General features: G+C 68.2%; 11 protein-coding genes. 10 read left to right on the top strand and 1 reads right to left on the bottom strand.

Features of this window, described 5'->3' with window-relative positions; translation table 11 throughout:
- Window positions 1–2: 2 nt before the first annotated feature.
- Window positions 3–446: an Rrf2 family transcriptional regulator gene (locus LOS78_RS13670; RefSeq protein ID WP_028713751.1), complete on the bottom strand. Its 444-nt coding sequence runs from the start codon at window positions 444–446 to the stop codon at window positions 3–5.
- A gap of 126 nt (window positions 447–572) precedes the next feature.
- On the opposite strand from LOS78_RS13670, the gene hmpA reads away from it, so the two are divergent.
- From hmpA to LOS78_RS13620, 10 genes are all read left to right on the top strand, one after another.
- Complete coding sequence (gene hmpA / locus LOS78_RS13665) at window positions 573–1,781, top strand: NO-inducible flavohemoprotein (RefSeq protein ID WP_230377108.1); 1,209 nt, start codon at window positions 573–575, stop codon at window positions 1,779–1,781.
- Between the two features lie 13 nt (window positions 1,782–1,794).
- Window positions 1,795–2,259 (top strand): hypothetical protein, encoded by a 465-nt coding sequence (locus tag LOS78_RS13660; protein WP_230377107.1) that lies wholly within the window; start codon window positions 1,795–1,797, stop codon window positions 2,257–2,259.
- 182 nt (window positions 2,260–2,441) lie between these two features.
- Window positions 2,442–3,476 carry a GlxA family transcriptional regulator gene (locus LOS78_RS13655; protein WP_028713754.1) on the top strand — a complete coding sequence of 345 codons (1,035 nt, stop codon included), beginning with the start codon at window positions 2,442–2,444 and terminating at the stop codon, window positions 3,474–3,476.
- Between the two features lie 69 nt (window positions 3,477–3,545).
- Entirely contained in the window at window positions 3,546–4,349 is an 804-nt protein-coding gene (locus tag LOS78_RS13650) for a DUF72 domain-containing protein (RefSeq protein WP_028713755.1), read from the top strand.
- A gap of 202 nt (window positions 4,350–4,551) precedes the next feature.
- Window positions 4,552–6,759, top strand: coding sequence for a FepA family TonB-dependent siderophore receptor (locus LOS78_RS13645; protein ID WP_230378520.1), 2,208 nt, complete (start codon window positions 4,552–4,554; stop codon window positions 6,757–6,759).
- 101 nt (window positions 6,760–6,860) lie between these two features.
- On the top strand, window positions 6,861–7,583 hold the full coding sequence (locus LOS78_RS13640) for a response regulator (RefSeq protein ID WP_230377106.1): 723 nt from the start codon (window positions 6,861–6,863) through the stop codon (window positions 7,581–7,583).
- Entirely contained in the window at window positions 7,580–8,953 is a 1,374-nt protein-coding gene (locus LOS78_RS13635; RefSeq protein ID WP_230377104.1) for an ATP-binding protein, read from the top strand. The genes LOS78_RS13640 and LOS78_RS13635 overlap by 4 nt, the downstream gene beginning before the upstream one ends.
- Before the next feature lie 231 nt (window positions 8,954–9,184).
- The gene (locus tag LOS78_RS13630) at window positions 9,185–9,859 is read left to right on the top strand and encodes a DUF2270 domain-containing protein (protein WP_230377103.1); all 675 of its coding nucleotides are present in this window, start codon (window positions 9,185–9,187) and stop codon (window positions 9,857–9,859) included.
- 68 nt (window positions 9,860–9,927) lie between these two features.
- Complete coding sequence (locus tag LOS78_RS13625; protein ID WP_028713759.1) at window positions 9,928–10,959, top strand: LacI family DNA-binding transcriptional regulator; 1,032 nt, start codon at window positions 9,928–9,930, stop codon at window positions 10,957–10,959.
- Between the two features lie 220 nt (window positions 10,960–11,179).
- A complete protein-coding gene (locus LOS78_RS13620) occupies window positions 11,180–12,121 on the top strand; it encodes a sugar ABC transporter substrate-binding protein (RefSeq protein WP_028716806.1) in 942 nt (313 codons plus the stop codon).
- The last annotated feature ends 14 nt before the right edge of the window (window positions 12,122–12,135 follow it).

The raw sequence follows: 12,135 nt of genomic DNA, 5'->3' as shown, positions 1-12,135 counted from the left end.
GGTCAGGGCCGCGCCGGCTCGCGCGGCGCCACCGGGTTCAGCAGATGCGAGAAATCCGGCCGCCGCGCCAGCACATCGGCCAAGCTGTAGCCGTCCAGCACCGCCATGAAGCCCGCCAGCGCCTCGTCCAGCACCGAGGTCAGCCCGCAGGCCGGCGCGATGATGCATTGGCCGCAGCCGACGAGGTCGAAATCGTCCTCGGTATGGCGCACCAGCGCGCCGATATTGATCTCGGCCGGCGGCCGCGCCAGCCGGATGCCGCCGTGGCGGCCCCGCAGGCTGGTCAGGAAGCCGGCATGCACCAGATCGTTGATGACCTTCATCAGGTGGTTCTGCGAGATGCCGTAGGCCTGCGCGATCTCGCCGATCGAACAAAGCCGCCCGGGCTCGCGGCCCAGATACAGCAGCACGCGCATGGCGTAATCGGTATAGCGCGTCAGGCGCATCGCGGACTCCGATAAAACATGTATCCTGATTGCATGTTTCTGGCGGCAAGGATAGATGTATCCACGATACATGTTTTTTGAGTCGCGGCCGCAGACGCCGCCGCGCGACCTTGCAGGAGAAGCCGCATGCCGCAGCCACCGAGCGCGCAGACCATTGCGCTGGTCAAAGCCACAGTTCCCGCGCTCGAAGCGCATGGTCTTGATATCGTGCGTGAAATGTATGCACGCATGTTCCAGAACCCCGAGATCGGCGCCCTGTTCAACCAGTCGCACCAGGGCGCATCCGAGGCGCAGCCGCGCGCGCTGACCGGGGCGATCCTGGCCTATGCCAACAATATCGACAATCTGACGGCGCTGGTGCCGGCGGTCGAGCGCATTGCCCAGAAACATGTCGGCCTGCAGATCCTGCCCGAACATTACCCGCATGTCGCCGAGGCGCTGCTGGGCGCAATCCGCGCCGTGCTGGGCGAGGCCGCCACCGACGAGGTGCTGGAGGCCTGGGGCGAGGCCTACTGGTTCCTTGCCAATATCCTGATCGCGCGCGAGCGGCGAATCTATGACGAGCAGCTGGCACAGCAGGGCGGCTGGAACGGCTGGCGCGACTTCCGCATCGACGAGATCGTCCGCGAAAGCAGCACCATCTCCTCTTTCGTGCTGCGCCCGCTCGATGGCGGGCCGGTGATGGCGCACAAGCCGGGCCAGTATCTGACCTTCTGGTTCGAGATCCCCGGTCATGCCCCGGCCAAGCGCAACTATTCGATCTCGGCCGCGCCGGACGGGCGGAGCTATCGCATCTCGGTCAAGCGCGAGCCGCAGGGCCTGGCCTCGGGCTGGCTGCATCGGCAGGCGCCGGGCACGGTGCTGAAGGTGGCCGCCCCCGCGGGCGAGTTCTTCCTGCCCGAACGACCCGAGCGGCCGGTGGTGCTGCTGTCGGGCGGCGTGGGGCTGACGCCGATGGTCGCCATGCTGGAGGCGCTGGTGCAGTCGGGCGCGCAGGTGCCGGTGCATTACATCCACGGCACGCATGACCGCGACACCCATGCGATGCGCGCCCATGTCCGCGCGCTGGCCGAGGGGCGGCCGCAGATCCGCGTCACCGATTTCCACCAGACGCCGCTGCCGGACGAGGTCGCGGGCCGTGACTACGACCATGCCGGGCTGATCACCGAGGAATGGCTGCTGGCCAGCACCCCGGTCGGCGAGGCGGATTACTATATCTGCGGCCCGCGCCCCTTCCTGCGCGCGGCGGTCGCGGCGCTGTCGCTGGCGGGCGTGCCTTCGGACCGGATCCATTACGAATTCTTCGGCCCGGCCGACGAATTGCTGGCGGCCTGAGGCGGGGGGCGTCATGGACGACTTCACCCTGGCGCGGATCGTCCATGTCGTCGCCGTGCTGTTCTGGATCGGCGGCGTGGCCTTCGTCACCACGGTGCTGATCCCCGCCGTCGCCGCCGCCTTCCCGGCGGCCGAGCGGCTGCGCTTCTTTCACCGCATCGAGGGGCGCTTCGCCCCGCAGGCCCGGCTGTGGGTGCTGCTGGCCGGGGCCAGCGGCTTCTGGATGGTCTGGCGCGGCGACATGTGGCACCGCTTCGCCGAGGCGCGGTTCTGGTGGATGCATGCCATGCTGGCGGTCTGGCTGGTCTTTTCGGCCATGCTCTACCTGATCGAGCCGCTGTTCCTGCATCGCCGCATGCAGCACTCGTCCGAGCCGGGCCGCGATTTCGCGCGGCTGGCGCGGATGCACCGCATCCTGCTGGCGCTGTCGGTGGTGGCGGCGATCGGCGCGGTCGGCGGCAGCCACGGGTTGTTCTAGCACCGAGTCGCGCGCCTTGGCTGACCGGGGCCAATCCGGATCCGTCCGGTCCGGGGGCGCTGCGGGCGGGCCGGGCCGCGGGGAAACGGGCGGGCAGGGGGCTTGGCAGCGCCCCGCGCCTTGTGGCAATGCGGGACCGACGCCGGGCCCGCCCGCCGGGCGCAGCATTCGGGAAAGGTATCGTGCCGCAATCTGCCGACGACAGCGAACGCTATATCGCGCGGGGCATCGCCCATGTGAAGCTTTCGGCCCCGGTCCGGGCGCCGATCACGGTCTCTTTCGTGCTGATGCCGCGCTTTACCATGCTGGCCTTCACCTCGGCCATCGAGCCGTTGCGGGTGGCCAACCAGCTGACCGAACAGCTGCTGTTCAAATGGCGCGTGCACAGCGAGACGGGGGCGCCCATCACCTGCTCGAACGGGGTGCCGCTGGTCCCCGACGCGCCGCTGTCCGAGGCGCTGAGCGCGGATTATGTGCTGGTCTGCGGCGGCGTCGAGCCCGATGCGGCCTGCAGCGCCGAGCTGACCGACTGGATCCGCAAGCAATGGCGGCATGGCGGCACGGTCGGCGGGCTTTGCACCGGCGCCTATGCGCTGGCCCGCGCCGGCATCCTCAACGGCCGCCGCTTTACCCTGCATTGGGAGAACATCCCGAACTTCTCCGAGAAATATCCCGACCTCGCGCCCGAGCGGCGGATCTTCTGCATCGACGAGCGCATCGTCACCTGCGCCGGCGGCGTCGCCTCGGCCGAGCTGGCGCTGAAGCTGATCGAGGATTACTACGGCGCCGAGCTGAGCCAGGCGGTGATGAACATGTGCCTGCTGGGCCAGATCCGGCGCGGCGAGGAAGAGCAGCTGAGCTCGCTCTCGGTGCGGCTGGGCACCCGCAACGACCACCTGATCCGGGCGGTGGCCTATATCGAGGCCCATGTCGAGGACGAGGTGGATCTGGGCGAATGCGCCAGCCATCTGGGCATCTCGCGCCGCCAGCTGGAACGGCTGTTCCAGCGCTATCTGGACACCACGCCGCTGCAATACCTGAACAAGGTGCGGCTGCAGCACGCCCGCTCGCTGCTGACCGAGACCAATCTCAGCGTCATGCAGGTGGCGGTGGCCTGCGGCTTCGGCTCTTCCTCGTATTTCTCCAAGGTGTTCCGGACGCAATACGGCGTCTCGCCCTACAAGTTCTCGCTGACCCGCAAGCGCGCCGCGGATTGAAAGCAGGTTTCGGAGTGCCGGCCCTCCTGGGCTATGATCCCCTGAGTCGCAGCGACAGGAGGGCGAGGCATGGACAAGAAGGGGATGGGGCGCATCCGCATCGGCATCGGCGGCTGGACCTATGAGCCCTGGCGCGGCAGCTTCTATCCCGAGGGCCTGCCGCAGCGGCGCGAGCTGGAACATGCCAGCCGCCAGCTGAGCTCGATCGAGATCAACGGCACCTATTACGGGGCGCAGAAGCCCGAGAGCTTTCGCAAATGGCATGACGAGACGCCCGAGGACTTCGTCTTTTCCGTGAAGGCGCCGCGCTATGCCACCAACCGCAAGGTGCTGGCCGAGGCGGGCGAGACCATCGCGCGCTTCTTTTCCGGCGGCGTGATGCTGCTGGGCGACAAGCTCGGGCCGATCAACTGGCAGTTCATGGCGACGAAGAAATTCGACCCGGCGGATTTCGAGGCCTTCCTGAAGCTTCTGCCCGCCTCGGTCGAGGGCAGGGCGCTGCGCCATGTGGTCGAGGTGCGCCATGACAGTTTCCGCTGCCCCGAATTCCCGGCGCTGCTGCGCGAGCATGGCGTCGCGGCGGCGGTGGCGGCGGATGGCAAGTTCCCGCAGATCGCCGACCCGACCGCGCCCTTCGTCTATGCCCGCATCATGGGCACCACCGAAGACGAGCCCCTGGGCTATTCCAAGGCGGCGCTGGACCTCTGGGCCGAGCGGGCGCGCATCTGGGCCCTGGGCGGCCTGCCCGAGGGGCTGGACTATGCCGGGCCGAACGCCGCGGCGGGGCCGCGCGACGTCTATCTCTATGTCATCAGCGGCCACAAGATGCGCAATCCCCAGGCCGCCATGGCGCTGATCGAACGGCTGGGCTGACGGGCCCGGCCCGGTCGGCACGCGCCGGCCTGCGACATTTCGCGACAAAAGAATCCCGCCCGACAGATTGATGCGCCTGCCCGCAAGTGATTGAAGCAGCCAAGCCCGCATTCCGCCAGCCACCTTCGGATCAAATCTACAGGAGCAGGTGATGGGGATGCTTTTCGCTCGCCGGGGCGCGAGCACGGCGGTTTGTTTGTTGATGTCGCTCCCGGCCTTTTCGGGATCCGCGCTGGCGCAGGCCGCAGATGCCGCCGAAGACACGGTGGTTCTGGATACCGTCGTGCTGACGGCCGAGGAACAGGTCAAGCAATCGCTCGGCGTGTCGCAGATCACCGAGGAGGATCTCGAGAAATCGCCGGTGGTGAACGACGTTTCGGAAATCATCCGCAAGATGCCGGGCGTGAACCTGACCGGCGCCACCGCCACCGGACAGCGCGGCAACCAGCGCCAGATCGACATTCGCGGCATGGGGCCGGAAAACACCCTGACCCTGATCGACGGCAAGCCTGTCATGTCGCGCAACGCGGTCAAGATGAGCCGCGGCGGCGAGCGCGACACCCGCGGCGACTCGAACTGGGTGCCGGCCGAGATGATCGAGCGCATCGAGGTGATCCGCGGCCCGGCGGCGGCGCGCTACGGCTCGGGCGCCTCGGGCGGGGTGGTCAACATCATCACCAAGCGCCCGGACACCTTCACCGGTCAGGTCTCGATGCATACGAACGTGCCCGAGAACAGCAAGGAAGGCAGCACCAACCGCGCCAACTTCATGCTGGCCGGCCCGGTGGGCGAGACGCTGACCTTCCGGCTGTTCGGCAATTACAACCGCACCGAGGGCGACGCGGCCGACCTCAACCCGCCGCGCATCGATCCCGAGAGCGGCGAGCTCCTGCCGCCGCTGGCCGGCCGCGAGGGGGTGACCAACAAGGATCTGGGCGCGCTGCTGAGCTGGAACCTCGCCCCCGGCCATCACCTCGATTTCGAGACGGATTTCTCGCGCCAGGGCAATGATTACGCAGGCGATACCCGCAGCGGCGCCGTGGACGATGGGCTGGCCGAGCTGCTGGGTTCGGAAACCAACCGCATGTATCGCCGCACCTTCTCGGTCACCCATCGCGGCGAATACGATTTCGGCGAATCGCACAGCTACATCCAGTGGGAGAACACCGGCAATTCCCGGATCTGCAACGGCAATGCCGGGTCGGTCGAGGACAACCCCAACCCCTGCGTCGATACCGACGGCGACGGCACGAACGACGCCTATGAATACCGCACCATCGATCTGGACACGGTCGCCGCCAAGACGGAATGGATCCTCCCGATGAGCCTGGGCTCGAAGCCCAGCCGCGTGACCCTGGGCGCCGATTACCGCGGCGAGTTCATGCATGACGCGGTCTCGACCACCAATACCCTGCCGCCGGAGCTGGGCGGCGAGACCGGCGTCCCAGAGGATCCGGCCGACCGCGACCCCAAGATCGACCAGAACACCATCGGCCTTTACGCCGAGGCGAATATCGAATGGAGCGGGCAGCTGACCCTGACCCCGGGCCTGCGCTTCGACTATAACGACAATTTCGGCACGAACTGGTCGCCCAGCCTGAACGCGACCTGGCGCTTCAACGACGAATGGACGATGAAGCTGGGCGTGGCCCGCGCCTTCAAGGTGCCGAACCTGTTCCAGCTGAATCCGAACTATGTCTATACCACCCGCGGCAACGGCTGCCCCTATGTGGACGGCGTGCGGGTCGGCGGGCCCTGCTATGTGCTGGGCAATCCCGACCTTGAGCCCGAGCGCAGCCTGAACAAGGAAATCGGCGTCGCCTATGCCGGCCATAACGGCATCGAGGCCAGCCTGACCTATTTCCACAACGACTATCAGAACCGCATCGGCGCCGGGACCTATCAATACAACGAAGGCGCCGAGACCAACCGGCTGTATCGCTGGGAAAACCAGAAGGACGCGGTGATCTCGGGGCTCGAGGGGAATTTCTCGACCGATCTGGGCGACCGTTTCGCCTTCTCGGCGAATTTCACCAAGATGATCAAGTCCGAGAAGAAGGAGAACGGCGAGCCGCTGAGCCTGGTGCCGGACTATACCGTCAACGCCTCGCTGGACTGGTTCGCCTCGGACACGGTGACGGTCACGCTTTCCGCCACGCGCTACGGCAAGATCAAGGCGCCGACGGTCAGCTCGATCACCAATGCCGAGTTCGACGAGACGAACGAGCGCGACCCCTATACCCTGGTCAATCTGGGGGCGAGCTGGGACATGACCGAGAAGGCGCGGCTGTCGGCCGGGGTGACCAACCTCTTCGACAGGGCCGTGCTGCGCACCGACTCGAGCACCGGCGCCAACACGTTCAACGAACCGGGGCGGGCTTTCTATCTGTCGCTGACCTCGACATTCTGAAAAACCGGCGGGCGGCGGATGCGCTGCCCGCCCAGACCGCATTCGCGGCGGCGCCCTCGCGGTGCCGCCGTTCCGTCGTTTCCGAACCGGGCCCAAGCCGCATGACCGAAGCCAGCGAACCGCGCATCCTCATCGTCGACGACGCCCGCGACATCCGCGAGCCGCTGGGGCAATATCTGCGCCGCAACGGCTTTCGCACCTGCCTCGCGGCCGATGCGGCCGAGGCACGCCTGGCTTTGGGCCGCGAGAGCGTGCATCTGATCGTCCTCGACGTGATGATGCCGGGCGAGGACGGGCTGAGCCTCTGCGCGGATCTCGCGCGCAGCCGCCGGGTGCCGGTGATCCTGCTGACGGCGCGCGCCGCGCAGGGCGACCGCGTGGCGGGTCTGGAACTCGGCGCCGACGATTACGTCACCAAGCCCTTCGACCCGCGCGAGTTGCTGGCGCGGATCCGCGCGGTGCTGCGCCGCGTGCCGCCCGAGCTGCCGGGACCGGGCACCCTGCGGCGGCGCTTTGCCGGGCTGGTCCACGATCCCGGCCGGGCCGAGGTGACGCTGGCTTCGGGCCAGCGGGTGGCGCTGACCTCGGGCGAGAACCGGCTGCTGGGCCTGCTGCTGGACCATCCTGGCCAGGTGCTGTCGCGGATGCGGCTGCTGGACCTGCTGGCGGGGCGCGAGGCCCGGGCCTATGATCGCGCCGTGGACAACATTGTCAGCCGCCTGCGGCACAAGATCGAGGAAAACCCGCGCGCGCCGCGGCTGATCGTCACCGAATGGGGCGGCGGCTACCGGCTGGCCGCCGACGAGGTCGAGGAACTGGCATGAGGCGGGCCGTGCCGTGGCCCGACGGGCTTGCCGCGCGGTTCTCGCTGCTGCTGGTCGCGGCGCTTCTGGGGGTGAACCTGATCGCCGCGATCCTGCTGGGCCGCGAGGGCACCGCCTTCGACCGCGCGGTGCGGCTGCAGGGCGACCTGCATCGCCTCTCGGCGCTGGTCACGGCCCTGGAACTGGCCGAGCCCGAGACGGCGCGCTCGCTGCCCGACCGCAGCAGCACCGGCTTCACCCGCTTTTCGCTGGATGCCGCGCCGCTGGACTTGCCCGGCAGCGCCCGGCTGCCCGCGCATGAGGCGCAGCTGGCCGTCGATCTGCCCGGGCTCGACATCCAGATCCGCGACGGCGGCACGGAAAGGGTCCAGGGCCGCGCGCCGCTGCTGCTGGTCTCGGTCCGGCTGGAGCGCGGGGCAGAAGCCGGGCGCTGGCTGAACGCGCTGGCCTATCCCTTGCCCTCGCCCCGAGCCTGGGAGTGGAAGATCGGCTTCTTCGCGCCGCTGACCGCCTCGCTGCTGGGCACGCTGGCGGTGGGGCTGATCTTCATCCGCCGCATGACCCGGCCCCTGCAGGCGCTGGCCGAGGCGGCGCGGGCGGCCGGGCGCGGCGACCGCAGCGCCCGTGTGACCGAATGCGGCGCCAGCGAGCTGCGCGAGGCCGCCCATGCCTTCAACGACATGCAGCGCCGCATCGCCGGTTTCGAGGCCGAGCGCATGCGCATGCTGGCCGCCGTCGGCCATGACCTGCGCACGCCGATCACCGGCCTGCGCATCCGCGCCGAGCTGCTAGAAGACGAGCATCAGCGCCAGGACATGATCCGCGCGCTGGACGAGATGGCGGTGATGGCGGACGGGCTGCTGCACGCCGCCTCGGCCGGCGGCGACTCCGAGCCGGCGCGGCCCGAGGATCTGGATGCGCTGCTGGCGCGGCTCTGCGCCGACCGCGGCGTGACCTATGCCGGCGCGGGGCCGCTGATCCTGCAGCTGCGGCCGGTGGCGATGCGGCGGGCGATCGGCAACCTGCTGGACAATGCGCGGCGCTATGCCGGCCCCGCCCGGCTGCGGTTGCAGTCCAGCCCCGGGGCGGTGCTGATCGTCATCGAGGATGACGGCCCCGGCATCCCCGAACCGCTGCTGCCCCATGTCACCGAGCCCTTCGTGCGCGGCGAGGCAAGCCGCAATCCCGGAACCGGCGGCGCCGGGCTGGGGCTGTCCATCGCGCAGGACGTGATCCGCGCACATGGCGGCAGCCTGACCCTGTCCAACCGCACCGAGGGCGGGCTGCGGGTCGAGATCCGCCTGCCGCTGCCGACCGGCGCAGCGGCGGAGGAGATCGCGGAGGACAAGGCTCCGCAGGGCGGCCCCTAGTCGCGCGCGCGTGGGCCTGACGCAGGACGGGCGGGGTCCGGATCGCGAAGGGGCCGTGCCGCGCCTGCAAGCCGCATGGCCGTCGGTTCGCCCGGCGGCGAGCCGCGAAGAGTCCGCGCCGGAGACGCTCCGCGGAGGGCTCTTGCTGCGCGCCGGGCGCCGCTGCCCGAAAATGCGGCTCTTGCCCGGAAAACCAAGCCCTGCCAATCTGGTCGCAGGGGGAATGCGCGCATGGACGGATCAGGGAACGGCCGCAAGCCGCTGGACACGGCCGAGATCGGGGCGCTGGCCCATCTCTACCGGGCCGAGATCTATCGTTCGACGATCTGGCGCACCCGGCTCGACACCACCACGAACTGGTCGGTGGTGACGCTGGGGGTGGCGCTGTCGATCACCTTTTCCTCGCCGCAGGCCTCGCCCCTGCCGCTGGTGCTGGTCGGCATCCTGATCGTCTTCTTCCTGATGCTCGAGGCGCGGCGCTATCGCTATTTCAATGTCTGGCGTGCCCGCTGCCGCTGGATGGAGCTGCATTTCATGGCCCCGATGCTCAGCGACGGCGACCTGCGGCTGGACAGCGGCTGGCAGGACCGGCTGGCCGCCGATTACCGCCGCCCGGCCTATCACGTCAGCCTGCGCACCGCCATCGGCCGGCGGATCCGGCGGAACTACTTCTGGATCCTGCTGATCCAGACCCTGGCCTATCTGGGCAAGATCGCGGTGCATCCGGCCGCGCTGCAATCGCCCGCCGAATTGCTGGATCGCGCCGCCATAGGGCCGATCCCGGGCTGGCTGGTACTGGGGGCGGGGCTGCTCTACTGCCTGTCCTGGGGCGCCATCGCGCTGTGGAGCCTGCGGGACGACAAGCGGCGGGCACGCCATCGCCGAGACCCGCTGGGCATGGGCTGACCGCGACAGGAGCATTGCAATCCTGATAAAACTCCCTCACGATTCCCATCAAGAGGATGAGGGGAAACATGGCAGGGCGTCCGACGATCGAGGATGTGGCCAAGGCGGCCGGTGTCAGCGTGGCGACGGTGGATCGCGTGCTGAACGGCCGGGCCAAGGTGCGCGAGGAAACCGCGCGCAAGGTGTCCGAGGCGGCCGAGGCGGTCGGCTATCACGCTGCGCCGGCCATCCGGGCCCGGGCGCTGGCGCATGTGCCCGAGCTGCATCTGGGCGTGGTCCTGCAAAAGGAGCGCCATGCCTTCTATCAGGACTTCGCCGCCCGCATCGAAGAAGCCGCGCGCCATGATCCGCTGCGTCGCTGGCGGCTCAGCATCCGCTTCTCTCCCGGCCAGTCGCCGGCCGACTTCGCCGAAACCATTGCCGGCATGGCCGGCAAGGTGCAGGCCGTGGCGGCGACCGGCGTCGATCATCACGACGTCACCTCGGCCGTGGCCATGCTCCGCGGGCGCGGCATCCCGGTGTTCTCGCTGCTGTCCGACTTTGCCGCCGGGGTGCGCGAGGCCTATCTGGGCACCAACAACCTCAAGACCGGGCGCACCGCGGCCTGGCTGATGCATCGCATCATGCGCCATCCGGGCAAGCTGGCGCTGTTCATCGGCGGCCACCGCTTTCACGGCCATGACCTGCGCGAGGCGGGTTTTCGCAGCTATTTCCGCGAATACGCGCCGGAAATCGCCTTCCTGGAGACGATGATCAACCTGGAAACCCGGCAGCTGACCTATGAGACGACGCTGGAGATCGCCTCTCGCCATCCGGACCTGGCCGGCATCTATTGCGCCGGCGGCGGCATGGAGGGCGCCATCGCCGCCATCCAGGAGCTGGGCCTGGGCGGCAAGGTGGCGCTGATCGTGAACGAGCTCACACCGGAATCGCGGCAGGGGCTTTTGCAGGGCGTGGTCTCGGTGGTGCTGGCGACGCCCCTGCAGCCGCTGGCGGCGGACCTGCTCAGCGCCGCGGCGCATGTGCTGGAACATGGCATGGCCGAGAATCCCGGCCAGCGTTTCGTCACCTCGCTGGTCGTCACGCCCGAGAGTTTGTGATTGCCGATGATGGAAAACCATCATAATCCGATCTTTTTATATCATCCATGATGGAAAAATTATCTCAAACCGTTTGACCAGAATCGCTTTCTGGCGGAAATCTCCCTCACGGTCCGCGGAGGAGGATAGCGCGGGCCGGTTTGCGGGAGCGGGATCGCGTTCTGACTGCGCCGCTCCCAGGCGGGCCGGGGGCCTGCGGAACAGATAGGGGAGGACAAGGATGAGAGCATTTCTGCTGACGACCGCCTGCGCCGTTTCGGTCTCGGGCGCGGCCATGGCCGAGAATATCGGCGTGACCATGGCGCTGTTCGACGACAATTTCCTGACCGTGCTGCGCAACGGCATGCAGGAGCATGCGGCTTCGCTGGACGGCGTGACCATCCAGATCGACGACGCGCAGAACGACGTCGGCAAGCAGCTGAACCAGATCGAGAATTTCGTCGCCTCGGGCGTCGATGCGATCATCGTGAACCCGGTGGATACCGACGCCACCATCGCGATGAGCGCGGCGGCCCAGAACGCGGGCATCCCGCTGGTCTTTGTCAACCGCCAGCCGGTGAACCTGGACAGCCTGCCCGAGAAGCAGGCCTTCGTCGCCTCGGACGAAAAGGAATCCGGCACCCTGCAGACGCAGGAGATCTGCCGCCTGCTCAAGGAGCAGGGCAAGACCGAGGCCAAGGCCGTGGTGCTGATGGGCGAGCTGTCGAACCAGGCGGCGCGAATGCGGACCCAGGACATCAAGGACGTGCTGGCGACGCCGGATTGCGGCTTCATCACCATCGTGCAGGAGCAGACCGCGAACTGGTCGCGCACCCAGGGCGCCGATCTGCTGAGCAACTGGCTTTCCGCCGGAACCGAATTCGACGCGGTGATCTCGAACAATGACGAGATGGCGATCGGCGCCATCCAGGCGCTGAAATCGGCGGGGCGTCCGATGGATGACGTGGTGATCGGCGGCATCGACGCGACGCAGGACGCGCTGGCGGCGATGAAGGCCGGCGATCTGGACGTGACCGTGTTCCAGGACGCGGCCGGGCAGGGCCAGGGCGCGGTCGAGACGGCGCTGAAGCTTGCCCGGGGCGAGCCGGTCGAGCAGAAGGTCTATGTGCCCTTCCAGCTCGTCACCCCCGAGAACCTGGACGAGTTCCTCTCCAGGAACTGAGCCTTGCGGCGGGG

Origin of the sequence: Paracoccus sp. MA (assembly GCF_020990385.1) — a bacterium.
Lineage (GTDB): Bacteria > Pseudomonadota > Alphaproteobacteria > Rhodobacterales > Rhodobacteraceae > Paracoccus.
Note: the sequence above shows the minus strand (reverse complement) of the source record. Positions and strands in the feature narration are given on the sequence as shown.

Coding starts and splice junctions, on each gene's coding strand:
- LOS78_RS13630 (WP_230377103.1), top strand. CDS start 9,185: ATGGACGGATCAGGGAACGGCCGCAAGCCGCTGGACACGGCCGAGATC.
- LOS78_RS13625 (WP_028713759.1), top strand. CDS start 9,928: ATGGCAGGGCGTCCGACGATCGAGGATGTGGCCAAGGCGGCCGGTGTC.
- LOS78_RS13670 (WP_028713751.1), bottom strand. CDS start 446: ATGCGCCTGACGCGCTATACCGATTACGCCATGCGCGTGCTGCTGTAT.
- LOS78_RS13640 (WP_230377106.1), top strand. CDS start 6,861: ATGACCGAAGCCAGCGAACCGCGCATCCTCATCGTCGACGACGCCCGC.
- LOS78_RS13620 (WP_028716806.1), top strand. CDS start 11,180: ATGAGAGCATTTCTGCTGACGACCGCCTGCGCCGTTTCGGTCTCGGGC.
- LOS78_RS13650 (WP_028713755.1), top strand. CDS start 3,546: ATGGACAAGAAGGGGATGGGGCGCATCCGCATCGGCATCGGCGGCTGG.
- LOS78_RS13660 (WP_230377107.1), top strand. CDS start 1,795: ATGGACGACTTCACCCTGGCGCGGATCGTCCATGTCGTCGCCGTGCTG.
- LOS78_RS13645 (WP_230378520.1), top strand. CDS start 4,552: ATGTCGCTCCCGGCCTTTTCGGGATCCGCGCTGGCGCAGGCCGCAGAT.
- hmpA (WP_230377108.1), top strand. CDS start 573: ATGCCGCAGCCACCGAGCGCGCAGACCATTGCGCTGGTCAAAGCCACA.
- LOS78_RS13635 (WP_230377104.1), top strand. CDS start 7,580: ATGAGGCGGGCCGTGCCGTGGCCCGACGGGCTTGCCGCGCGGTTCTCG.